This window comes from Nocardia sp. NPDC006982, from assembly GCF_042869435.1.
Lineage (GTDB): Bacteria > Actinomycetota > Actinomycetes > Mycobacteriales > Mycobacteriaceae > Nocardia.
In genome coordinates, this window is record NZ_JBIAFV010000001.1 from 1,725,870 (window position 1) to 1,747,424 (window position 21,555).

At 65.7% G+C, this 21,555-nt stretch carries 24 protein-coding genes and 1 pseudogene; 9 read left to right on the plus strand and 16 right to left on the minus strand.

The window, feature by feature from the left end:
* The first annotated feature begins 43 nt into the window (after window positions 1-43).
* The gene (locus ACFYOW_RS07750) at window positions 44-322 is read left to right on the plus strand and encodes a hypothetical protein (RefSeq protein WP_387285520.1); all 279 of its coding nucleotides are present in this window, start codon (window positions 44-46) and stop codon (window positions 320-322) included.
* On the opposite strand, the gene ACFYOW_RS07755 is transcribed toward ACFYOW_RS07750, so the two are convergent.
* The 3 genes from ACFYOW_RS07755 to ACFYOW_RS07765 all read right to left on the minus strand — a co-directional run bounded on the left by ACFYOW_RS07755 (window position 287) and on the right by ACFYOW_RS07765 (window position 3,143).
* Entirely contained in the window at window positions 287-754 is a 468-nt protein-coding gene (locus ACFYOW_RS07755) for a nuclear transport factor 2 family protein (protein WP_387285522.1), read from the minus strand. The genes ACFYOW_RS07750 and ACFYOW_RS07755 overlap by 36 nt on opposite strands.
* 529 nt (window positions 755-1,283) lie before the next feature.
* Window positions 1,284-2,186 (minus strand): oxygenase MpaB family protein, encoded by a 903-nt coding sequence (locus ACFYOW_RS07760; protein ID WP_387285524.1) that lies wholly within the window; start codon window positions 2,184-2,186, stop codon window positions 1,284-1,286.
* A 453-nt stretch (window positions 2,187-2,639) separates the two neighbouring features.
* Window positions 2,640-3,143, minus strand: coding sequence for an NUDIX hydrolase (locus ACFYOW_RS07765; protein WP_387285526.1), 504 nt, complete (start codon window positions 3,141-3,143; stop codon window positions 2,640-2,642).
* A gap of 411 nt (window positions 3,144-3,554) precedes the next feature.
* On the opposite strand from ACFYOW_RS07765, the gene ACFYOW_RS07770 reads away from it, so the two are divergent.
* Window positions 3,555-4,049 (plus strand): hypothetical protein, encoded by a 495-nt coding sequence (locus tag ACFYOW_RS07770; protein WP_387285528.1) that lies wholly within the window; start codon window positions 3,555-3,557, stop codon window positions 4,047-4,049.
* Between the two features lie 65 nt (window positions 4,050-4,114).
* On the opposite strand, the gene bfr is transcribed toward ACFYOW_RS07770, so the two are convergent.
* The 3 genes from bfr to ACFYOW_RS07785 all read right to left on the minus strand — a co-directional run bounded on the left by bfr (window position 4,115) and on the right by ACFYOW_RS07785 (window position 5,920).
* Window positions 4,115-4,597, minus strand: coding sequence for a bacterioferritin (gene bfr, locus ACFYOW_RS07775; protein ID WP_387285530.1), 483 nt, complete (start codon window positions 4,595-4,597; stop codon window positions 4,115-4,117).
* Between the two features lie 61 nt (window positions 4,598-4,658).
* Complete coding sequence (locus tag ACFYOW_RS07780) at window positions 4,659-4,856, minus strand: (2Fe-2S)-binding protein (RefSeq protein WP_084508260.1); 198 nt, start codon at window positions 4,854-4,856, stop codon at window positions 4,659-4,661.
* 140 nt (window positions 4,857-4,996) lie between these two features.
* Window positions 4,997-5,920 carry a JmjC domain-containing protein gene (locus tag ACFYOW_RS07785; RefSeq protein WP_387285532.1) on the minus strand — a complete coding sequence of 308 codons (924 nt, stop codon included), beginning with the start codon at window positions 5,918-5,920 and terminating at the stop codon, window positions 4,997-4,999.
* A 22-nt stretch (window positions 5,921-5,942) separates the two neighbouring features.
* On the opposite strand from ACFYOW_RS07785, the gene ACFYOW_RS07790 reads away from it, so the two are divergent.
* A complete protein-coding gene (locus ACFYOW_RS07790; protein ID WP_387285534.1) occupies window positions 5,943-6,695 on the plus strand; it encodes a helix-turn-helix domain-containing protein in 753 nt (250 codons plus the stop codon).
* A 255-nt stretch (window positions 6,696-6,950) separates the two neighbouring features.
* Here the strand turns inward: ACFYOW_RS07790 and ACFYOW_RS07795 are convergent, their stop codons facing one another.
* The 3 genes from ACFYOW_RS07795 to ACFYOW_RS07805 form a co-directional block, all read right to left on the minus strand.
* Window positions 6,951-7,685 carry an NAD(P)H-dependent flavin oxidoreductase gene (locus ACFYOW_RS07795; protein ID WP_387285536.1) on the minus strand — a complete coding sequence of 245 codons (735 nt, stop codon included), beginning with the start codon at window positions 7,683-7,685 and terminating at the stop codon, window positions 6,951-6,953.
* Between the two features lie 151 nt (window positions 7,686-7,836).
* Window positions 7,837-8,088 (minus strand): NAD(P)H-binding protein, encoded by a 252-nt coding sequence (locus tag ACFYOW_RS07800; protein ID WP_387285538.1) that lies wholly within the window; start codon window positions 8,086-8,088, stop codon window positions 7,837-7,839.
* 57 nt (window positions 8,089-8,145) lie between these two features.
* A complete protein-coding gene (locus tag ACFYOW_RS07805) occupies window positions 8,146-8,781 on the minus strand; it encodes a TetR/AcrR family transcriptional regulator (RefSeq protein ID WP_387285540.1) in 636 nt (211 codons plus the stop codon).
* A gap of 108 nt (window positions 8,782-8,889) precedes the next feature.
* On the opposite strand from ACFYOW_RS07805, the gene ACFYOW_RS07810 reads away from it, so the two are divergent.
* Window positions 8,890-9,261 carry a DoxX family protein gene (locus tag ACFYOW_RS07810; protein ID WP_387285542.1) on the plus strand — a complete coding sequence of 124 codons (372 nt, stop codon included), beginning with the start codon at window positions 8,890-8,892 and terminating at the stop codon, window positions 9,259-9,261.
* A 30-nt stretch (window positions 9,262-9,291) separates the two neighbouring features.
* On the opposite strand, the gene ACFYOW_RS07815 is transcribed toward ACFYOW_RS07810, so the two are convergent.
* Complete coding sequence (locus tag ACFYOW_RS07815; RefSeq protein WP_387285544.1) at window positions 9,292-9,798, minus strand: hypothetical protein; 507 nt, start codon at window positions 9,796-9,798, stop codon at window positions 9,292-9,294.
* 117 nt (window positions 9,799-9,915) lie between these two features.
* Here ACFYOW_RS07815 and ACFYOW_RS07820 point away from each other — a divergent pair.
* Window positions 9,916-11,309 (plus strand): annotated as a pseudogene (locus ACFYOW_RS07820) (FadR/GntR family transcriptional regulator).
* A 96-nt stretch (window positions 11,310-11,405) separates the two neighbouring features.
* Here ACFYOW_RS07820 and ACFYOW_RS07825 read toward each other — a convergent pair.
* Window positions 11,406-11,798: a hypothetical protein gene (locus tag ACFYOW_RS07825; RefSeq protein ID WP_387285546.1), complete on the minus strand. Its 393-nt coding sequence runs from the start codon at window positions 11,796-11,798 to the stop codon at window positions 11,406-11,408.
* A gap of 14 nt (window positions 11,799-11,812) precedes the next feature.
* Window positions 11,813-15,256: a protein kinase gene (locus ACFYOW_RS07830; protein WP_387285548.1), complete on the minus strand. Its 3,444-nt coding sequence runs from the start codon at window positions 15,254-15,256 to the stop codon at window positions 11,813-11,815.
* 301 nt (window positions 15,257-15,557) lie between these two features.
* Here ACFYOW_RS07830 and mftA point away from each other — a divergent pair, with 301 nt between their 5' ends.
* Entirely contained in the window at window positions 15,558-15,656 is a 99-nt protein-coding gene (gene mftA / locus ACFYOW_RS07835; protein ID WP_387285550.1) for a mycofactocin precursor MftA, read from the plus strand.
* On the opposite strand, the gene ACFYOW_RS07840 is transcribed toward mftA, so the two are convergent.
* The 3 genes from ACFYOW_RS07840 to ACFYOW_RS07850 are packed head-to-tail and all read right to left on the minus strand — an operon-like array spanning window position 15,650 to window position 19,616.
* Complete coding sequence (locus tag ACFYOW_RS07840) at window positions 15,650-17,035, minus strand: amidohydrolase family protein (protein WP_387285552.1); 1,386 nt, start codon at window positions 17,033-17,035, stop codon at window positions 15,650-15,652. The genes mftA and ACFYOW_RS07840 overlap by 7 nt on opposite strands.
* Window positions 17,022-18,515, minus strand: a complete 1,494-nt coding sequence (locus tag ACFYOW_RS07845) for a CoA transferase (RefSeq protein WP_387285554.1) — start codon at window positions 18,513-18,515, stop codon at window positions 17,022-17,024. The genes ACFYOW_RS07840 and ACFYOW_RS07845 overlap by 14 nt, the downstream gene beginning before the upstream one ends.
* A 45-nt stretch (window positions 18,516-18,560) precedes the next feature.
* Window positions 18,561-19,616, minus strand: a complete 1,056-nt coding sequence (locus tag ACFYOW_RS07850) for an enoyl-CoA hydratase/isomerase family protein (RefSeq protein ID WP_387285556.1) — start codon at window positions 19,614-19,616, stop codon at window positions 18,561-18,563.
* 218 nt (window positions 19,617-19,834) lie between these two features.
* On the opposite strand from ACFYOW_RS07850, the gene ACFYOW_RS07855 reads away from it, so the two are divergent.
* Complete coding sequence (locus tag ACFYOW_RS07855) at window positions 19,835-20,515, plus strand: enoyl-CoA hydratase-related protein (protein ID WP_387285558.1); 681 nt, start codon at window positions 19,835-19,837, stop codon at window positions 20,513-20,515.
* A gap of 234 nt (window positions 20,516-20,749) precedes the next feature.
* Window positions 20,750-20,959, plus strand: coding sequence for a hypothetical protein (locus ACFYOW_RS07860; RefSeq protein WP_387285560.1), 210 nt, complete (start codon window positions 20,750-20,752; stop codon window positions 20,957-20,959).
* Here the strand turns inward: ACFYOW_RS07860 and ACFYOW_RS07865 are convergent.
* Complete coding sequence (locus tag ACFYOW_RS07865) at window positions 20,944-21,138, minus strand: hypothetical protein (protein WP_387285562.1); 195 nt, start codon at window positions 21,136-21,138, stop codon at window positions 20,944-20,946. The two genes, ACFYOW_RS07860 and ACFYOW_RS07865, sit on opposite strands and share 16 nt — an antisense overlap.
* Before the next feature lie 53 nt (window positions 21,139-21,191).
* On the opposite strand from ACFYOW_RS07865, the gene ACFYOW_RS07870 reads away from it, so the two are divergent.
* Window positions 21,192-21,371 (plus strand): hypothetical protein, encoded by a 180-nt coding sequence (locus tag ACFYOW_RS07870; protein ID WP_387285563.1) that lies wholly within the window; start codon window positions 21,192-21,194, stop codon window positions 21,369-21,371.
* The last annotated feature ends 184 nt before the right edge of the window (window positions 21,372-21,555 follow it).

A 21,555-nucleotide genomic window follows, 5' to 3' on the forward strand; every position in this document is an offset into this window, starting at 1 on the left:
GGGCACCTTCGTGGGCTTAGGCGCGGTCGAGTGATGCGGAGTCGTGGTCGGTGGATGCGCGATCGTCGGCTGGGACGGTGGCGGCACCGGCTTCCTCTCGGTCGTCTTGGTGATTGTGGTCGTCGCCGGAATGCGTTGGGCCGATGTGGTTGTCGTCTTGCCGGATGGTGTCGTTGTCCTTGCGCTGGTCGATGTTGTCGTCCTGCCGATAGCCGTCGTGGTTGTCGGGAGGACCGATGTGGCCGTCGTGCCGGTGGATGTTGTCGTGCCGGTCGGCGGCAGGTGGTCAAAGATTGAGCGCTACTCCGGTTCTGACGGTTAAGCTCGGCAGATCCTGGAGCGAGACGGTCGCCTCGTAGGTGCGGTCGAAGCCGGTGGAACTTATCTTCCAGCCGTCGGCGGTGCGCCGATATCGGTCGTTGCAGAAGGCGGCTCCGATCAGCATCAGGTTTTGCTCGAGCATGATCACCCGGTCCTGCAGATACCAGCGACCGGTCGCCTCATCGCCGTGCACGGTGATCTCCGGATGATTCACCCGATGCTCGGTGAGGACGGCCGCACCGAGGGCCGAGCGCATGAACTCGACCATATCGGCGCGATTGGCAAGCCTGAGATTGCCACCCTGGTGACCGTCTTCGCCGTAGTCGCCGATGACGTCCTCGGTAAGAGTGTCCTCCAAGACATCCCATGCCTTGGTGTCGATGGCATACAGATAGCCGTATTTGACCTGTTCGATGACCTCGATGTCGCCCATTGACCGATCCCGGTGTGTCGAGTAACTCCGTCTGCTGACGCAGGGATTCCTCGTCGGACGCCATCCCGACCCGCGCCAAGAACAACGGCAGCAGCCACCGCGCCAGATCGCGATCACCGTCGTGAACCTTCGCCATCGTCTTGGTGGTGACCATCGCCCCGATCATTTCGGTGCCAAGACTCGACACCACGATGCAACTCTGCGGGCGGGCGCGCAGTGCCCGCACCCGCTTCCGGTTGGTGGTGGTGTGGACCCAGAATTTGCCGTCCGACCAGACGAAAGAGTGCGGCATGCCGACCGGCCAACCGTCCTTGTTGGTCCAACAGACGGTGCATTCGTTCTGCAGCTCGAACAACCTCTCGCGGTCGTCATCAGACAGCTCGAAGGCCGACAAATCCTCGAGATTATCCAGTCCCTTCTCCATGCCGGTAACGCTACGGCGGATGCAGGCAGCTCCGATCCCACGTTTCCGCTCGACGAGACGGCTTGGGAGGCAAAGAATTAAGGGGCGATGCCTGCAAGGGAGCTCTCAGATGAGGCTCTTGTTTTTGCGGATGCGCCAACGCAGGTCTCGCATCAGCCCGTAGGTGGGCGCGAAGCGCAGGAACCGTGGGATGAAGCGGTTGACGAACCCGACGAACAGGAAAAGGTGTTCGAAGCGGCGTTGATCGGCGTCGGTCCATTCGACCTGAAGTTGCTCCTTGAAATACGGCGCCAGGAAACCGATCGTCAAGAACTTCAACAGGTTTCGGAACGGCAGCCGCAGATACCAGTGGATCATCCGAAGGTTGAGCAGATCATCCAGGTAGGCGCGGACCGTGTCGTCGAGGACGGCTTGGCTGCTCGCCTCGTTCCAGTAGCGGTCGAAGTCCTTGCGGGTGGCGGGCCACATGTCCTTGGTGACCTGCACACCGGTCGCCAGAGTGGAGGCGGTCTGATAGAACTGCTCGGCCTGCCCATCGTTCATCTTGCCGTGCAACAACTGGTAGGTGTCTTCGAAGCCGATGAAAAGACAAGCAGCAACCCACTTTTGGAGATCACGGTTGAAGGCGTTGTACTTGACCGGGCTATCGGGACCCGACCGCACCTGACGGTGCGCGACGTTGATCGCCTCCCGATAGGCATCGATCTCATCCTGGGTGCCCAGGATCGCCACCGCCAGATACTGCGTGGTGGTCCTGGCCCGCTTCCACGGATGCACCATGAGCGCTCCGGACTCCACTCGGCTCTCCGAAACGCCATAGCCGACACCGGGTCGCGCCATCTGCATCACCACATTGGCCGCGGCACCCGCGAAATTCCAGAAGTCCAGTGCGTCAGCGAGTTTCAGCGGCCGCTTGGTCTGCGAGCGATGGATGGCCGGAATATGGATCCGGGTTTCCTCGGTGGTCAGTGGCCCCACGGTGGGCAGCGGTTCAGCGGTTGCGGTCATCGGATTCCTTCCGTTGTCGGGTCTGTAGCGGTCGAATGAGATGCGTATGTACGTTCTGTCGTTTCCTCCCCGATCCGGCAGCGGACGAGCATGCAGCCCTTTCCTAGCGACCAATAGGTCGAAGTATTGTGAATACACAGTAACTTATTGCCAGGCGATCACGCTGGTCAACAGCGAAAAAAACCGTGCTACATTCGGTACACATGCAGGCCGTTGCTATCCGCTCGGCGGCCGTGGATGCGCACGAATTGTGGATAACATCAATGGCCGGGAACCGACGAGTCGCATCACGCGCCGGCAGCCGCGATCGGCTCCCTGCGAGCGATAGTCCAGCGTCGCCTATCCCGCGAATCCCACGGCCGACGCGAAGGTGTGGGCCGTCGACGTGCCCGACAGACGCGTTCAGCTTGAAAAGCGCACGGGCACAACCGATATCGAGTATCGAAACGACACTCAGCGGCTGAGGAGGTCCCTGTAGGTTTCGAGGATGCCGCGGATGGATGGCGTCACGAGCAGGTCACCGTCCAGCGGCGCCCATACGTAATCGGCGTGAGCAGACAGGACGATCGGGCTGGTGGCTGCGACCGCTACGGCGAAATGCAAGCGCCGCACGGGCTTTCCGGCCGGCGACAGGTAGTCGAAGTCGCCGATGTGGCGGCCGATATCGGTGACCGTCAGCCCGGTCTCTTCGCGGACTCCGCGAATCAGTGCGGCGGAGACCGATTCGCCCGGTTCCACAGTGGCACCCGGAAGCTTGCGGGTCAGCGGGAGCGGTCCGGTGCTGTGGGCCTCGAGCAGCAACACTTCCCCGCCCCGGTCGATGATCGCACCGACTCGCAGACCGACTCCATCACGTTCGCCGCGTGGAAGCGCCTCATCGAACATCGATACCGACATCGGCGGACTCACCAGCCTTCGGTCGGGCGGACGCGCCGCATTCGGAGTGAAAGCAATCATCCCAATATTAACGTGACGGGCCCGCCGCAGGACAGCAGGCACCAGAGGTGTGTTCGCGCAATTGATTTCGCCCGGTTGACCTGCCGACCCGAGGCGCCTCCCGCGGCCTTCTTTTGAACCGATTGGATTCAAGTATTGAACGCATGGGTTTCAATACCTAGTCCACGATGTTCATGATGTCCGGAACCGACGCTCACCCCGGTAGATACAGCGACTATTGGCTGCCGCTTGTCGGTAGCTCGAGATTGTCTGCTTCTGTATCGTCGTGTCTGCACTTACCGTCGGGTGGCGGACGTTTCGACACGAACGGCCGTGCAACGGAGGTGCCGGGAGGGTTCGAAGTAGTCGTTTGGGTCCACGAAGTGTTGTCGCGCAACGGTAGCTCGGAATGAACGACGGAGAGGGGCGTAGGTGGCGACAGCTGCGCAATTGCGAGCCGTGCTGGCGGTATTGCAGGCCGACATGGAAAGAACCGCTTCCAGCCGGTCGGCGGAACCGCCCGTCGAACGCGCCGAGCTAGCGGGTCGGCTACACGGTTTGATCAGTAGTGAGCTGCGGGACTTGGTAGTCCAGGACCCACTTGGGCAGTACATGGGCCACTGGTCGATGGCCGCGACCGCCGAGCAAGACGCCGTCGGTGATGTGTCGGCGCAGGCGCAGTTCGACGCACGGTGGCTGCGTCACCACATCGCCACACTGGCCTCCCGCAATGCCCCGACCCCCGTGCCCGCGCTACTGGCCGCCGCGGTGCAGGCCGTCGACGCTGCAACCACTTTGCTGGCGCTGGCCCGCGATCCGCGCGGCGAGGGCAGCCAGGCCGCGTGGCAGGCGGTAATCGATGATCTCGCGATGGCATTCCATCTGGTCAACGACGAGCACGACGCCGTCACGCAGCCGATCCGCTGAGTGCAGGCACCTGACGATCACCGGTTCCGGGCACCGAGATCGACGGACCGGAACCGGTGACGATGTCAATCGCCTTCCGGGGTCTCGGTAAAACGCTGCAGGTAGAGTTGCTCGCCCAGCTTCTCGATCAGGTCGAGTTCGGTCTCCAGATAGTCGACGTGCGATTCCTCATCCTCGAGAATGGACTCGAAGATGCGCGCGGAGGTGACATCACCGCGCGAGCGCATCAGCTCGATACCGCCGCGCAGCCGGTCCACGGCCTCCATCTCGATCTTCAGATCGGCCCGCAACTGTTCGGGGACGGTCTGGCCGATGCGCAGCGGGTTGAGCTTCTGATAGTTGGGCAGCCCCTCGAGGAAGAGGATGCGATCAGTAAGCACCTCCGCATGCTTCATCTCATCGATGGACTCGTGGCGGGTGTGCTTGGCAAGTTTGGTGAAACCCCAGTTCTCCTGCATCTTGGCGTGCAGGAAGTACTGGTTGATGGCCGTGAGTTCGGCTGTCAGCTGCTCGTTGAGCAGCGTGATGATTTCCTTATCGCCTTCCATGGGTGTGATGGTGTCACAGCTCACAGTCGGTGAATCGGTAAGGACGGCCTATCGTGTCGGACTATGCAGCGGGCACCTCGACGCCCTGGGCGGGGGCCGCACAGGCTCGGCCGACGACCTCCGAAAGGCGACGAGTGCAGCTGCCACAGCCAGGCTTCCAACCGCACGCCTTTTTGACCTGCGCGGTCGAGCTGGCGCCTGCCGCGACACAGCTGTGCACGTCCGATTCGGAGACGGCGTTGCAGATACAGACGTACACGGATGCCTCATTGTGCGAGTGGGACGCTTCACGAGGTTAGCCTCATCTAAAGAGGTAAGCCTCCCCTAATGTATAGCACCCCAATCCCGATTCCTGTCAATAGCCTCTCGGCACTATTCGAGATAGTGATCCCCCACCGCCTACCGGATCCGGCGGACGAGTCGGGCTCGCTCGAAGAAGGCGAGCAGTTGCTGCGCCTCCGCTTTGGATAGTTCAGGTGCCGCGCCGAGTACGTCGGCTACGTCCAGTGAGACTCCGGTCGGCAGCTGGTTCACCCACTGGCATGCGGGTAGGTAGCCCCGGTCGAGTCGCACGGTCGTGGTCGAGGTGTCGCGGAAGCCGTAGGCGGTCACGGAGATTCCGGCGGTTTCGGCGTGGGTGGTGTCGACGTGCAATGCGCATTGCCCGGCTCGGACAAAGGCGGTTTCGGGGGTCACAGGCAAGTCGGGGACCTGTGACCGGACCAGATCCTGGATGCCGATTCTGGCGACCGCATCATCGAAGGCGTCCAGGGCGGCGGTGAGCCACTGCGTGTTGTCGAGGTCGTATACCGATTCACGCCAGTACTGCTCCCGGAGCAGTTCGTTGCGGAGCGAGGCCGGCAGGAAGTCCAGGCGTAGCGGTGGGATCAGCAGGATATGCAGCGAGATCGATTCCTGGTCGGAACTGGTCTCGTGCCAGTATCCGCGCGGAACATGCAGTACCGCACCGGGTTCGAGCCGGTAATCGGTCGCGTCGTCGGGTATCTCCGATGGTGGCTCGCCTTCACCGTAGATGCGCATCACCGCGGACACCGGATCATTCGGCGCCCAGCCCTCCAGCGGCGCGGGCGCGAAGCGGTTGGGGGCGACGCGCCAGGTCTTGCAGCCGGTCAGCTGCACCGTGATGACATCGACCGGATCGAAGTGCACGGAGGTGCCCGAACCGGGGCGATTGCAGAACAGCTGGCATTTCGCCGATTTCGCCGAGACCCCGAACGCGGCTGCGGCATCGCCCGAGGTTCCCGCAGCGCCGTGAGACGTCGGTGAAACGCGGATGAGAGCTGGAAGTCGGAGGCTTCTCACTATCTGAACGGGAGGACAGACAGTGAGCGAAGCAATCACGCAGAACACGGGGACCATTGGCGGGCGCAGCGTGTCCGAGGGGGCATTCGCCCTGCTCGAGGTGCTCGCACACCGCAACGAAATGGGTTTGGCCCGGTTGGCGGTGGCAGCGGGATTACCGAAGGCAACGGCGTACCGGCTGCTCAACCAGTTGGTCGCCGAGGGTGCGGTACAGCGGCGCGGGGGCCGCTATCAGATCGGCCCCCGGGTGTTCCGGCTCGGCCAGACCTGGCAACCAGCGCGGCTGCTCCGGGCGGCCTCGGCACGGCCGCTGCGCCAGTTGACCGCGGCATCAGATCGCGGCGGCTTCAGCCTCGCGGTGACCGACCGGGGACACACCATGCTCATCGGCGGCATCGGACGCGAGATCGACGAGATCTTTCCACTGCGGCCGGGAGTACTGCTGCCGCCGGGCACGGCCGCCGAACAGGCGTTGACCTTCGGTCATCCGAATCCCACACCGCCAGAGGGTTTTTCGGCGCGAGAGTGGCGTCGCCGAGTCACCATGACCAGTGACACCGAACTTGCCTACGACACCGATATGAGCCGATTCCGACTCGCCTGTGTGGCTGCGCCGGTACACGGCCCCGCGGGTGAGATCGTCGCGGCGCTGGCGGCGACCGTGGCCGAAGTCCAGCGAATCCCGGCCGTGGCCGAAGCGGTAAAGCGGGCGGCTGGATCGGTCAGCACCAATCTCACCAAACTCCTCAGATCACACGGAGTGCTGACACTATGACCGGATATGAAGCGGCCGGTCCTCGCCGCATTGCGACAGGAACCGGCCGTGGATGTGGTCGGTAATCACATGCCGAGCATGGAACGCAAGAAGTTCACCGTCATCCAGAACATATCCATCAACATCAGAGACTCACCTTCTTCGCAAGTAGCCGTCATAACCCGCCATACCCAGCGATATGACAGTTACGCAGCGCGACTCACCAACCACCGGTCGACCGCCGCAGCATCGGTGCGGGGCTCCCTGGCACCACCGTCACGTATGGACGGGTACGGCCGACAGACGCGCCCGAGCCGTCCCGTACTCCGCGATGAGGCGATCGACGAGGGCGGCGGCCGGACGTACCACATCGACGTTGCCGATGCCATGACCGGCGCCCCAAACATCGCGCCAGGCCTTCGCATCCTTGGCGCTGCCGCCGGCGAAATTCATTGCCGCGGAGTCGGATCCGGGTAGCGCATCGGGTCGAGTCCGGCGGCGATGATGCTGCCGCGCAGGTAGTTGCCGTGCACGCCGGTGAAGAGGTTGCTGTAGATGATGTCCGACGGTCGAATCGACGATCATCTGCTTGTAGTCGGGTTCCGCGTTCGCCTCGTCGGTGGCGATGAATATCGACCCGATGTAGGCGAAGTCGGCACCGGCCGCCTGGGCGGCCAATACCGAGTTGCCGTGCGCGATCGATCCGGACAGCACCAGCGGTCCGTCGTACCAACTGCGGATCTCCTGGACCAATGCGAACGGCGACTGCGTTCCCGCGTGACCGCCCGCGCCCGCCGCCACGGCGATGAGTCCGTCGGCGCCCTTGTCGACGGCCTTGCGGGCGAAGACATTGTTGATCACGTCGTGCAGCACGATGCCGCCGTAGGCGTGGATGCGGTCGTTGACCTCCGGCCCGGACCGGATGAGCGCGTCGAACTCGTCGGCGACGTCGAGCCCTTCGGTCGCCACGTCAATTCCCTTGTCGCGCAACATATCTGCCAGCGATGCCATGGCATCGACATTGAGATCGGCGAGGACGAGATCGCGAACACCTCCTCGGCGCAGCGCAGCGCGACCGCCGAGCCGAGCGCGCCACCCACGCCGGTCACCACCGCGGTCTTGCCTTCGAGCCTCTAACCCATGTCGGGACAGTGAATTTCTGTCATGGGTGGGCGTCCACCCGTGACACCAGAAACAACGAGCTCACGCCGTCGAGCGCGGACTTCAGCGAGTGCGCGTGCCGCAGATCGGCCTCGACCGGTTCGACCCCGGCGGGAAATACAGCAGCGGCCGTGTCGCGGGTCGCGGCCCGAACATCGGCGTGCTTCACCAGTTGTGTCAGCAGTTCCTTGCCGATATTGCCGGTGGCGCCGGTTACCAGAATCGTCTTCGCGGACAGTTCGGAGTTGATCATGAGCATGACGCTAAAATCTGAATGCGAGTTCAGGTCAAGCGACCATGCGGTGGTCGGCTATCGAATCACCTTGGCATCCACCGGTTTCGGGGTGAGGATTCGTTCGACCAGCCGCTGCCAACCATCAGCTAATTGCTGTCGCGCGTCAGCGGCATCCGCTGCGGTCGTGGTGTGCAGGTAGAGCAGGACGGGGGCTTCCAGGGCCGCGGTCAGCTGGACGGCGAGGATGTCGGTGTCGGGGAAATCGACGTGCGCCCGGTTCAGCAGCATGCGGATGTGGAATTGGGAGATGGTGGCCGCACCGACCGGGATCGGCTGATTGGTGTCCAGGGCTGCGCGGGCGATCGCGATGTGGTCGAACAGGAAATCCAGGCGAGCTCGGCCGAAAGCGATCAATCGCTGGATCGGGTCGGCGCCGGGGCCAAGTGGTGGTGGGCCAGACAGTACCGACTGCTGGAAGGCTTTTTCGTCCTCGTCCATCAGGGCGTGGAAGATGCCCGCCCTGGTCCGGAATCGGCGGAAAACCGTGCCCTTGCCGAGTCCGGCACGTTCGGCCAGTCCGTCCATGGTGACTTTTTCGACGCCGAGCTCGTCGACCAACTGGCGCGCTACATCCAGCAGATGTCGTCGATTACGTGCGGCATCGCCGCGTTCGTTGCGCGGCAGGCCAAGGTGTAGCGCGGTCGGTTCCACGAGTTCCAAGTTACCGCCGGGAATGAAAGCGGGGTAAAGTCCGGTTTCGATTCTGTTCGTGTTTGCCCGCTCACCGCCTCCGGTCGAGCGATTGACTAGGAGTTCTCGATGAACGTCTTCCTCTGGATCCTCCAGGGCCTGTTGGCCGTGGTCTTGGTGGCCGCCGGGGCCACGAAACTGGCCCAGCCGCGCGAAAAACTTGCCGCCAAAATGTCCTGGGTCGAGAGCTTCACCGACCAGCAGGTGAAGGCGATCGGCGCGGTCGAGGTGGTGGGCGGACTCGGCCTCGTGCTGCCCGCGCTCACCGGAATCGTCCCGGTACTCACCCCGATCGCGGCGGTCGGCGTCGCGATAATCATGATCGGCGCCGCCCTGACGCACGCCCGCCGCAGCGAATGGGGCGAAATCGCGCCCAGCGTGGTGCTGTTCGTACTTGCCGCCGTGATCGCGTGGGGCCGGTTCGGCCCCTACTCGTTCTGAAGCAACAGCCGATCGCGGGCGGATGTGCGGCTACCGCCGGCCGCGCATCCGCTCGCGCAGCACGAACTTCTGCACCTTGCCCGCGGCCGTTCGGGGCAGTTGGTCGACGATGACGAGCCGCTCGGGCGTCTTCTGCCGTGCCAAACCGGTTCGGGCGAAGTGCTTTCCGACGAAGTGCTTTCCGATTTCGTCGAGATTCAGCGCGCAGTCCGTGCGCAACACGACCACGGCACAGACGCGCTCGCCGTAGCGCTCATCCGGTAGGCCCACCGCGGCCGCCTCGGCCACCGCGAGGTGCTGCGCGAGGACGTCCTCGACCTCCTTCGCGGAGATGCTCTCCCCGCCGCGAACGATGATGTCCTTCTTGCGGTCATGACCGGCCAGTTGATCGCGGTCAGCGGTGGATTGCAGATGCTGGGCGCTTGACGCCCGGTGAGTGATAAACAGTGGCCCTAATCCCGTCACGCACCACTTCTCCCCGCACGTCGCACGCGCTTTTTGCCAACCGGCCAGTAGACTGAGGATCCGCAAAGCCACGCATCGAGGAGTTGGCCCATAGTGACTGCCGTCGACGTCGAGCCCGCCGACAGCGGGCAGGACTCCGACCTCACCACCGTCGAGACCGACGCACCGGTCGGCAAACTCGCCGCCCAGATCGCCCATCGTATCGAGGCGGATGTGATGCGCCGCGGCTGGCCGGTCGGCGAGTCCCTGGGATCCGAGGTGGATCTGCGCGAGCGCTTCGGGGTCAGCCGCGCGGTGCTGCGCGAGGCGGTGCGGTTGGTGGAACATCACCAGGTCGCCAAGATGCGGCGCGGTCCCAATGGCGGCCTGTTCGTCTGCGCTCCCGATGCGGGCCCGGCGACGCGCGCCATGGTGATCTACCTCGAATACATCGGCACCAGTGTGTCGGATCTACTGCAGGCCCGGCTGCTGCTCGAGCCGATCGCGGCGGGGCTGGCCGCGGAGCGGATCACCGAGGACGGAATCGATACCCTGCGCACGGCACTCGAACACGAAATTCGCCATGCCGAGGAGCCCGAGGTTCAGTCGCAGGATCCGCTGCATCCGATGCTCGGTGAATTGTCCGGAAATCCGGTGCTGCACTTGTTCATCGACGTGCTGACCCGGCTCACCGCACGATATGCGAACACCTCGCGCCGACTCTCGAAGGCCGAGATACTGAGCTCCAAGGAGACTTCGCGCATCGGGCCATCATCGATGCCGTCATCGATGGCGACGGCGCGCGGGCCCAGACGGATCTGACCTCGCATCTGGAGTCGGTGGCGGCATGGATCGAAAAGCACCGGGTGCGTCGCGGGCCGCGGGTCGCGGGCAATGTGATCGAGCCCGAAATGGTCGAGGGGCCGCGGGCAAAGCTGGCCGAGGTGGTCGCCGCCAGGATCCACGACGATATCGCCGCGCGCGGCTGGCAGGTCGGCATGGTGCTCGGCTCGGAGACCGATATGCTCGCCCGCTACGGCATCAGCCGTGCGGTGCTGCGCGAAGCTGTCCGCCTGCTCGAATACCACGCGGTCGCCCAGATGCGCCGCGGACCGGGCGGTGGACTGGTCGTCACCGAACCCGAACCGCAGGCCAGCATCGACACGATGGCGCTGTTCCTCGAATACGAGGGCGTCACCGCCGACGATCTGCGAATCGTCCGCAATGCCATCGAACTCGGCGTCGTCGCCCGGGCGAGCGCCCGCTACGCCGACGGCGATAACGAAGTGGCGCAACGTCTCTCGGCGGCAGTCCGGTGGCCGACCGAGGGCCCGGCCGACGACCCGCGCAAGGCCGACCTCTTCCACACCGAATTGGCCGATTTGGCCGGCAATCCGGTGCTTTCGTTGTTCCTGTCGATCATCACCGAACTGTTCCGCCGCCACGCGGCCGGAAACGATCAGCCGCTGCCCGGTGACACCGCCGCCGAGGAGGTCGAGCACGTGCACCAGCTCATCCTCGACGCGATCATCCAGGGCGATGCCGGAATCGCCAGGCACCGCATGCGCCGCCACCTCGACGCACTCGCTCCTTGGTGGCATTGAACCTGCAGCCGGACCGATTTCCGCAGCGCCACTGAAGTTTCGACGACCGGGACGCCGACCACTGGCGTTGTCCGCGTCCCGGCCGCTGGGTCCGGATCAACCGCTGACGCTGAACCGGGCCAGTTCGTGGGCCACCATGCCGTCCAGATCCGGGGCGGGTGGTGCGGGCAGTTCGACGGCGCGGTCCCGTGCCGGCAACAGCACGACGGCGGTGCCGGGTGTGGTGATCTCACCGCGCTGGTTCTCGCAGCGCACCTCGAGGTGAATCTCGTTGCGCCCGTCGACCTGTCGCTTGTCGACCACCGTGCCGCGCACCCAGGTGGTATCGCCGATGTAATTGAACTTGCGGTGCTCGCAGCGCAGTTTCCACAGCCAGCCGTCGTCGCCGACCCAGTCGGTGAGCAGATGGCACAGCCAGGTCTCGCGCATGCCGCCGTAGTCGTAGGAGTTCGGCAGCCCGAGTTCCTGCGCCCGCGCGGCCCACGCCACAAATATCTCGGGGACTATCGCCGACCGGTACCGGCGGGCAGTAATTGCGTCAGAAATGACAGCGGCGTCCGGCGCAGCGCCGGATCGGTACCGATGAGCGCGACGATGGCGGGCTCGATGGCGGCTCCGGCATCGGCCGCCAACCGTGGCAGGCCGAGTTCGGCGCACTGCGCCAATACCGGGTCCAGCACGGCGATCGCCTCTTCCAAGCGGTCTGCGGTTGCCAGGCAGCACGCCGATAGCAGACGCGCCTCTAATAACGCCCGCGGGCGGCGCTGGCGCTCGAGTCCGCGTACCAGCCGCTCGGCCAATACGGTGGCGGTCTCGGCGGCCCCGGCCGAGTGATCCGTCAATAGCAGCCGTATTGCCGAATCCCACTGGATTTCCGAGGTGAGGATGGCGATTCCGTCTCCTTCGGCGCGGTAGGGCTCGAGCCGCTTCAGTGCCGCGGCCTCGTCTGCGGCGATGGGCAGGCCGAGGCGGATTCGCTCGTTGACGATGCGGGCGGCCAACCGGGGCAGCGCGAGATTGCGGGCCATCTTCGCCCCCTTGGCAAGTCGCTCCCGCGCCGCGCCGAGGTCGCCCCGCAGCGCCGCGATCCGCGCGCCGATTCCATATGTTGCCGACACGAATTCGACCGCTCCGCCTTCGGGCCCCGCCTTGACGCTCTCGTCGAGCAGCGCCTCCGCTTCGTCGAGTTCACCCCGCCAATAACACATCGCACCGAGCAGTGCGCCCGTCATACGCGTGACGTAGGAATGGCGGCCGGTTTCCAGTGCCAGCGACCGAGCGGTTTCCAGATGCGCCTGCGCCGCCGCGATATCGAGTTGCTCGAAGGCGGCCACCCCGGTCAAGCCGTAACTGTGCAGTAAGCCGGTCGGCCCCTTGACCCGGGCCCGATGCGGCGCCACCCACCGCTGCCACCGGTACACCTCGTCGAAGTCGAACCGATAGAGGGCGGCTGCCGATCCGACCCCCGCCGCGACGGTCGCGATGAACGGGTCGACCACCGACTCGAGCCGATGCGCGACGTACTCCGGCAATTCCGCGAATCGGTCGGCGGTGAGTCGGCACGCGGCACGCGCAAGCATGGCCTCGAGGTGGAGTCCGGCGGTGTCGTCCGCATCCGGCCGATCGGCGCCGAGCACCGCGTCGACCCGATCCAGGGCCGCCTCGGCGGCCACCGGCCGCTGCAGCGAGATATTGCCCCAAGCCACGAACAGTTGCAGGCGCGCGCTCGATACCGCGACCGCCGTCGGCAGTTTGGCGACCAGCCCGAGCAGGGTGGCCGTCCGGGCACTCTCCAACAGTTCCGTCGCGCGTTCCTCGATCAGGCGCCGCGCACCCGCCGAATCACGCGCGGTCAGTGCGTGATCCACCGCTTCGTTCAACATCGCGTGGTCGGCGAACCAGTCGGCCGCGATGCGGTGCAGCCGGATCCATCTGTCGGGATCCTGTTCGGCCAGCCTGCGGCGCAGGAAATCGCCGAACATGCGGTGATAGCGGAACCACTCGAAGTGGTCGCCGATATTGTCCCGCAAATCGACATTGCGCAGGAACAGATCTCGGGCCTTGACCTGCTGCAACAGCTTTGGGGCCGTGGGGCCCGACAGCGCTTCGGCCAGTCCGGCGCAGATCTTCTCGGTGATCGAGGTCGCCAGCAGAAAGTCCAGCAGGTCCGGATCCAGAGTGTCGAGCACGTTTTCTACGAGGTACTCGCCGATCGCCTCGTGCCGGCCCGACAGTTGATCGATGAACTCGGCGGGATCACTGCTGCCGCGCAGCGACAGTGAAGCGAGTTGCAGCGCCGCGATCCAGCCTTCGGTCGAATCGAGCAGTTCGGCGACCTGCGACCTGCCCAGCGTCAAGCGATTGATGTCGAGAAGGAACGCCGTCGATTCGGCATCATCGAATCGCAGGTCGTCGGAATCTATTTCGACCAGTTCGTCGCCGACGCACATCCGGCTGAGCGGCAATCCCGCACGCGTTCGGCCGGTGACGATCACCTGCAGGTGATGACATCCGTTGTCCAGCAGGAATTCCATGGCGGCGCGGGTACCGGCATCGGTGACGAGGTGCCAGTCGTCGATGACGACGGCGAGCGGCGCACCGCTGTCGTGCACTTCATCGATGAGCGATACCAGCACGTATCGAGTGGCATCGTTGGAACGCTCCTCCAGCATCGTCACGAGCCCGCCGGCCAGATCCTGGCGAGCCCGGCGAATCGCCTCGACCAGGTGGGCGAGGAACCAGACGACATTGTTGTCGTCGTGGTCGATCGTCAACCACGCGACCGCCATCCCCTGTGCGGTAAGAACATCGCGCCACTGCGCGGCCAGTGTGCTCTTGCCGAAGCCCGGCGGCGCATGAATGAGCAGCAGTCGGCGATTGCCGCCCTCCTGCAGTTTGCGCAGCAGCCGCGGCCGGTCCACCAGGGGGCGTCCCGAGGTCGGCGGACGATATTTGGTCGACGCGACCGGCGGTGGCACGGTGGTCCGCGGGCCGGTCCCGCGCTGTGCGGGCACCATTATCGGCCCGGACCGCGGTTCGTGCGGATCCCCGAGCACCGCCATGGCGTCCACATCGAGCCCGCAATTTCGTTGGACATCGCGCAGCAGATAGCCGAATTCGACTGCCGTACGCGGTCTTCGGTCCGGATCGGTGGCCATCGCGGCTTCGATCGCGGCGCGGAGTTCGGCGGGGACGTCGACTTCCCCCAGGTCGGGACCGGGTGTCGAGGTGACTCGAACGAAATGCGCGAGCACGGCCTCACCGCTCCGGCGTTCGACGGCCGCGTGCCCGGTCAGCAGGCAGAACATGGTGGCGCCGAGGCTGTAAACGTCCGAAACCGCGCTCGGCGGCGCACCGCGCAGCACCTCGGGTGCGATGAATGCCGGTGTGCCGGTGATGCGTCCGGCGGAGGTCTCGAATCCCCCGCCGATATGCGCGATGCCGAAGTCCGCCAGCTGCGGCTCCCCGTAATCGGTCACCAGAATGTTCGCGGGCTTCACATCCCGGTGCAGTGTGCCCGTCGCATGCGCCGCGGCGAGCGCCCCGGCGATCTTCACCCCGATCGACAGCAACTCCTGCCACGGCAGCGGCCCCGTCGCGCGCAATCGCGCATCCAGCGACCCGCGCGAATGGAAGGGCATGACGATGAACGGACGGCCGTCGGCGGTCACATCGGCCTGATGAACCGCAACGATATTGGGGTGGCCCGAGAGTCGGCCGAGCGCGTGCTGTTCCCGGACGAATCGCTCGCGTTCGTCGCCGCTGATCTCCGCGGTCAGCACCTTGATCGCGACGGTGCGATCGAGTGAGGGCTCCAGACACCGATAGACGACGCCGAAACCTCCGCGGCCGATCTCCTCGGCATCCTCGAATCCGGCGGCGGTCAGTTCCGCGGCGATCCCGAACCGGATATCGCGCTGGGTGTGTTCGTTCTCGTAGTCGGACATGGCGAATCGGCTAATCGACCGGCGTCGATCCGCGCGAACCCCCGAAGCCGCGATGTCCGACCATACGATCACCTCTCGAGGCAAACCTGCCGACCCCGACCTGCCGATCATAGTCGGGAAAGCCGAGCTCCGGTGGGGTTGCCGAGGCAGTGCCGGGATTCCGGAAAGCTGTTGCGGACGCGATCTGCAGGCGTACTCGAGATCGTTCCGCTCACCGGGATCCGACAGACGCGTCGCCGGGCGCTCGCTATCGCCCAATAATTGTCATCAACTGACGAAATTCATCGGCAAGGAGCACCCGATGCGTGACGAAAAGGGCATTGTGCACGAGTCCGACCTGGTGATCGCTGACGGGCTGGCGGCAGAGGTCTCGATCGACGGTATGTGCGGCGTCTACTGACCCGAATACACCAGGTCACCCGCCACGATGGTCGCCGCGACGATCTCGGCATCGAGGTGATGGGCGGCCTCGTCCGGCGGTACCGACAGCAGTGTCAGGTCGGCGACCGCGCCCGGGGTGATCCGGCGCGGCGTCGCCGGGCGCTCGGGTGCGCCGAAGAACAGCGACAGCGCTATGGAGACCGAAACCGCTTCCGCGGCATGGAATTCCGTCGGCCGATGTACCGCGGCACGCACCACCGACCACGGATCGGGTGCGCCGAACGGTGCATCGGACCCAGCTGCGACACCGACCCCGGCATCGAGGAGTGAACGCAACCGCCACAGATCGGGCAGATCCTCCGCGGGCACCTCGTCGCGGTACTGCTCGGCTCGTTCGACCACGAAATGCGGCTGGGTGACGACCGTAACTCGCTGTCCGCGCAGCCAATCCAGCGATTCGTGCGGGATCACCGCACCGTGTTCGATCCGATCCCCCGCTCGCACACCGGCCAGGTCCAGCGCGGCCATGGTCAAGATGAACTGCACCCGCGTAACGCAGTGCACCGCGACAGCCCGGCCTGCGGCATGAATCGCGCGCAGCCGGTCGGCGAATTCGTCGAAGGGGGGCAGATCGAAATCGTCGAGCACGATCTTGGTGGGGCCCAACGTGAATCGTGTGCCACTGGGCTCCAACACTTCGGGCGGAGCCATGCAGTGCGCCCGCTGGACGATCCGCCCGGTTTCGACCGTCTCGGCCAGTTGGTCGATATCGGTCTGTGCGAGTCCCGGGGTCGCGTCGGTGAATCCGGTTATGCCCATCGCCGCCGCGGCGGCGCTGACTGCGGCCAGATCCGTTGTCCGCGAGTCGATTCGCTCGCCCAGCCAGGAGTCGAGACGGCGCAGCCGCCCGGTCGGCCGTCCGTTCTCGTCGCGTTCCACACCCGACGTGTCATTGCCGTCCAGGCCGACCAGCTCACATGCCATCGAGTTGAGCTGCCACAACACACCCGTGCGATGCTGCACGCGCACGGGACGGTGCGGGAGCATCCGGTCCAGCACCGCACGATCGAGGGGTCCGGCTACCGACTCGTGGTATCCGGTGCCGCGAATCCACCTGCCGGGCAGCAGCTTTCGATCGGCCTCCTGCAATCGCGCCGCCAACTCGGTTGCCGTGCGCACCTGCGGCGGGCCCAGCGGAACCGATTCGTAGGTCGCCGCGAGTGAACGCAGATGGATGTGGTGGTCGTGCAATCCGGGCAGCAACCAGCCACCGCCCGCGTAGATCTCGTCCTCACCCGGCAGGCGAACCAAACCGGTCGCGCATTCGGTAATGACACCGCCGTGGGTGCGCACGTCCATCCGGCCCGAACCGAATACCTCCGCGTCACGAATCAACATGGGGCACAATTCGTTTCATTCCGTCCAGTTGCGGTACCCGCGGACGCAGTACCCGTTGCGAACGACCGTAGTGCGGGCATTCGACAACCCAATCCGCACCATCGGCAAGCACTCGATGCGGTCCATGGGTGAGCGCGGGGGCCGAGGCGAAGGCGGCGGCAGTGGCGCGCATGGACAGGTCGATCAGCTGTCCCCCGCCACCGAGAACGGCGCAGCATACCGCCAGTGCCGCACAGATTCCGGTGAGTGGATCGGCGATGGCGTCACCGCAGAACACCGGCTCGCCCGCGTCCCAGCCGACCAGGCCGCCCGCCACCGCCGCATCGTCGCCGAATGCCACGCGCATCGGCTCGGCACGTCCGTATCCGGTCAGGCTCAGCCAGACCTGTCCGTCGCGATGCACACGTTCCCCGGGAGCCAGCCCTAGTTGGGCCATCGCCCGCGGCCGCGATGCCTCGATCACCACGTCCGCGGTGGACACCAACTCGCGCAGCGTCTCCCGCCCCGCGGCGGTGTGGAAGTCGACGGCGATCTGTTCGTGCCCGCCGTGAAGCCAGTCGAAGAAGCGGGGATCACCGCGGCGCGCGCCATCCGGGCGCCGCGTGCTCTCCACCTTGATCACCCGCGCGCCTGCGCGCCCGAGCAGATGGGCACACAGCGGGCCAGCCCACATCGAGGACAGATCGACGACCACAGCCCCGTCCAGCCGCGCTCCGACGACCGGTTCGGCAATCCGACTTGTCTGCCAGGGACATTGGGGACCGGGCGTCGCGGATGGTGCGGCTGATGATCCGGCGACAGTGTGTGCCGCGTCGTCGGGCACGCCAGTGGAAGGGTGCGCATCGACCGGCAGCGCGTCGAAGGGGTGTCCGGCAGCAGACAGCGCCGCGGCGGGGTCCGCGTCGACAGGCAGCGCAGCGGCGGGTGGCGGGGCAGCGGACAGCGCGTCGGCAGGCACCACAGCGGCAGGGTCCGCAGCGGCGAGCAGCGCGGCGGCGGGTACGCCAAGTAACTGTGCTCGGTCGGCGAGGTCGGTTGCGGTCCACGCACGGGCGGCCGTGGTGAGCGTTTCCCACGGATCGTCGGCCACCGAATCCATCCCCAGGATCGCGGGCACCGAGTCGATATCGTCTTGGCGGCTCAAGGTGATCGCGCACCAACCGTCCGAGGTGCGCAGCAATCGACCGGCTCCGCCCGCGGTCTGCCGACCGCCGCGTCGTAGGTTCAGCAATCCGGCGCGACCGGCCAGGAGCAGCCCCGGATCGGCACGAACCTCGGAGCCGATCTGCGCGGTGATTCGCGCCAGCGCCCCGGTGGTTTCGAGGAGTAGTCCGTATGCCGCCGCCGGCGAGACAGCGGGAGCGCCATCAGGGCGTCCGGTCAGATCCATCGCGCCGGACGCCGCCCAGGCGAGCGCCGCGCACTCCGGCTGCGTTTCGACCGGGCGCGACAGGACATCGGGCGGGCACAGTGACCGCATCCAATCCCGCTGCACCGCTGCCGTAGCCGAGGTATCCGTGTGCGATCAACTCCTCGTCTGTTCCACCGCGTCGACCATGCCCCAGTCCAGTGCGTCCGCCGCGGTCAATCGCTGTTCGGTCAGCATCAACCAGGCGGCGCGCCAGCGGCCGATCCGCCGCGGCACGCTGACGGTACCGCCCGCTCCGGGCACCAGGCCCATCCGCAGTTCCGGGAATGCGAAATAGGTATCGGGGGCGGCGATCACCGTGCCCGCGAACGCGGCCACCTCCGCCCCCGCACCGATGCATGCTCCGTGGGCGCGCACCGTGACCAGGTCCCGGATGCGGTCGATGATCCGCCATGGCGCCCGGTCCAGCCGGACCAGATACGCGGCCACCAGATCCGTCGCCGTACCGAATTCGTCCAGATCGCCGCCACTGCTGAAAACCGGCCCCGCCCCGTTGATTTCGACGGCGGTGATCGTGGAATCGAGGTCGGCCAGGCGCACCGCCTCCAGCAGTTCCTCACGCAGCCGCATGCTGAGGGCATTGCGCCGCTGCGGGTGATTCAGCGTGATCGTCAGGCGATCGTCGTCGCGGTGTGTCCGAACCAATGCATGCTCCGGCGGCGCGACGGTGCGCGGCGCGCCACGCTCGGCCAGCCAACGCTCGAATTCGGTGCCACCGAGGAGCATCGAGTACACCGCCGCCTCCGCCGCCAGCCCGGGCACGGTCGGCAACCGCACCGTCTGGCGCAGCAACTGTCCACACGCGACGGCCGCGCGGGGCGAATGCTGTACCGCCGCCCCCAGCAGATCGAGCGCGGCATCGATGTCGTCCACCACAACGGCGTGCGGCAACGAGCTCGCCGCGGCGTCCGTGGTGAGGGTGAGCGTCGCCGCCTCCAGCAGGGACGTCAGGCCGGGTGTCGCAGGCCCACGCAGCACCCCGATGACGAGCGGTAGCGCCTGATTCATCCGTTCGGCGGTCCGGGCGACTCGGTCCGGCGTTTCCGCGCCGAATGCGTCCAGCGGGACCACCACCATCGGGGTGGCCGGAGTTCCGTCCGCGGTGAGCTCCACCGCGGACTCGTCGAACAAATCGATCCCCGAATCCGGCATAACTAAAAACTAACCGCGTCGACGAGCGGGACCAACTGCATCGACGCTCCAGTCGTTCATGTCCGGAACCGACCGGAAAGAGTATACCTAATCTGGTTAGAGTAACTCACAGTCCGATTCTCGACCCGGAAGGCCGACCATGACCGATCAGCCCGATGTCCTCGTGGAACGCACCGACACGATGGTGCGGCTGACCCTCAACCGCCCTGACGGGCGACATGATGAACGAGGCCGCGGCGGTCGTCGAGAAATTCGGCGACGATCCGACCGTTCGGGTATTCGTCGTGACCGGCAACGGGCGGGCATTCAGCTCGGGAGCGGATCTTTCCAACTCGGCCGGCAATGGTCCACAGGTCGCGACGCTCGACGCAGCGAACCGGTTGATCCGTGCCCTGCGCGCCGCACCCCAACCGGTGCTCGCGGCGATCAACGGTCCCGCGGTCGGCGTCGGATGTTCGCTGGCCTTGGCCGGGGACATCACGGTCGCCCGCGAATCCGCCTACTTCCTGCTCGCCTTCGCCAATGTCGGTCTGATGCCCGATGGCGGTGCCACCGCCATGGTCCCGACTCTGATCGGATATGCCCGCGCCGCCCGCATGGCCATGATGGCCGAGCGCATTCCCGCACCGCTGGCTGCCGAATGGGGCTTGATCGGCCAGGCGGTGCCCGATACCGACTACGATGCCGAAATCGCAAGGCTGGCAACCAAGCTCGCCAACCGGCCGACGGCGGCATACACCCGCACCAAGCGCGCGTTCAACGCGATGGCCCTCGCCCAGCTCGACCAGGCGCTCGACCTGGAACGCGAAGGTCAGTCCGCCCTCTTCGAGACCGCTGATGTCGCCGAGGGCATCGCGGCGTTCAAAGCCAAGCGCACGCCAGGTTTCATCGGCCGCTGAGCGAGTTCGTCAGATACCACAAAATCAGCGGAACCTGTTACAACGGCTTCACAAAAGCCCTGTTCAGCGCGGGTAGTGCGGCGCGACTGCGTGATTGACACCGAGGAGGACGACTCGTAGCTTCGGCGGACCGGAACGGGAATCCGGCCCGACGAAGGGAACTCAGCGTTGATACGGCGTGTGTGGTCAGGTCTCTGGTCGGCAAGAACATGGTGGCGCGCAATCACTTCGGCGATGACGGGCGTCGCGGCGGCAGCCGTGCTGGTGCCCGCACATGCGCAGCCGAGCGACGCCGAGCGCACGGAAGTGCTGGTGATCTCGACATCGGCGATCTCTTCGGTCACCGAATCCGTGGTAACCGTGCAGATTCCGCTGCCGGAGTCGGTCGGACCGCATCCGAGCGCGTGCGACCATCTGTCGTATCTGCGCTACCGCAGACGATGAATCTGCTCGGCATCGCGGGACTGGCCGCATATCTGGCTCCGGACACCGAATCCGTTCTGGCACAAGTCGGGGGCGGCCGGGATCGCCTTGCGATCGGGACCGAGCATGGTGCCGGTCAGTCCGTGCAGCGCGGGTATCGCGGCGATGTCGCCGGGAACCGGGAAGTTCTTCTCGGCCACCGGTCCACCGTCGAAGAATCCGAACCCGGTTTGCCCGGGAACTGTCGGCGTATATGCGTGCACGCTGGAGCGAGTTCGTCAGGACCAGCGAACCCGGCTGGGCCGCTTACGATTCGGAGCAGCGCCTGACTCATATCCTCGATGCGAAACCTTCGGTCGTCGCCTACCCCGAGGAAACCTCTCGCGGTCTGTGGCGCGACCACGTCTTCGCGGCGCTGCCACTGCTCGGTTAGCGCGCGCTCGGTGCGGCGCTCGGCGCGGGGCCGCACCGACGATGGCCGGGCAGATCAACCGGCCCGACCTCAGCGCACTTTCCCGAGAACGGGTCAGTCCCGATCGAAGACCGGATTCGCCCCACCGGCCGGCCCGCGGCACGATGTCCACACCGGCCGCGATGGCCCGCCGGGTGACCACGCT

Excerpts from the sequence above, each read along its gene's own strand:
- ACFYOW_RS07765 (WP_387285526.1), bottom strand. The coding sequence starts at position 3,143 with ATGATTGCTTTCACTCCGAATGCGGCGCGTCCGCCCGACCGAAGGCTG.
- ACFYOW_RS07795 (WP_387285536.1), bottom strand. The coding sequence starts at position 7,685 with ATGGCATCGCTGGCAGATATGTTGCGCGACAAGGGAATTGACGTGGCG.
- ACFYOW_RS07810 (WP_387285542.1), top strand. The coding sequence starts at position 8,890 with ATGAACGTCTTCCTCTGGATCCTCCAGGGCCTGTTGGCCGTGGTCTTG.
- ACFYOW_RS07855 (WP_387285558.1), top strand. The coding sequence starts at position 19,835 with ATGATGAACGAGGCCGCGGCGGTCGTCGAGAAATTCGGCGACGATCCG.
- ACFYOW_RS07860 (WP_387285560.1), top strand. The coding sequence starts at position 20,750 with ATGACGGGCGTCGCGGCGGCAGCCGTGCTGGTGCCCGCACATGCGCAG.
- ACFYOW_RS07760 (WP_387285524.1), bottom strand. The coding sequence starts at position 2,186 with ATGACCGCAACCGCTGAACCGCTGCCCACCGTGGGGCCACTGACCACC.
- ACFYOW_RS07845 (WP_387285554.1), bottom strand. The coding sequence starts at position 18,515 with ATGCGGTCACTGTGCCCGCCCGATGTCCTGTCGCGCCCGGTCGAAACG.
- ACFYOW_RS07870 (WP_387285563.1), top strand. The coding sequence starts at position 21,192 with ATGCGTGCACGCTGGAGCGAGTTCGTCAGGACCAGCGAACCCGGCTGG.
- ACFYOW_RS07755 (WP_387285522.1), bottom strand. The coding sequence starts at position 754 with ATGGGCGACATCGAGGTCATCGAACAGGTCAAATACGGCTATCTGTAT.
- bfr (WP_387285530.1), bottom strand. The coding sequence starts at position 4,597 with ATGGAAGGCGATAAGGAAATCATCACGCTGCTCAACGAGCAGCTGACA.
- ACFYOW_RS07840 (WP_387285552.1), bottom strand. The coding sequence starts at position 17,035 with ATGTTGATTCGTGACGCGGAGGTATTCGGTTCGGGCCGGATGGACGTG.
- mftA (WP_387285550.1), top strand. The coding sequence starts at position 15,558 with ATGCGTGACGAAAAGGGCATTGTGCACGAGTCCGACCTGGTGATCGCT.
- ACFYOW_RS07850 (WP_387285556.1), bottom strand. The coding sequence starts at position 19,616 with ATGCCGGATTCGGGGATCGATTTGTTCGACGAGTCCGCGGTGGAGCTC.
- ACFYOW_RS07800 (WP_387285538.1), bottom strand. The coding sequence starts at position 8,088 with ATGATCAACTCCGAACTGTCCGCGAAGACGATTCTGGTAACCGGCGCC.
- ACFYOW_RS07830 (WP_387285548.1), bottom strand. The coding sequence starts at position 15,256 with ATGTCCGACTACGAGAACGAACACACCCAGCGCGATATCCGGTTCGGG.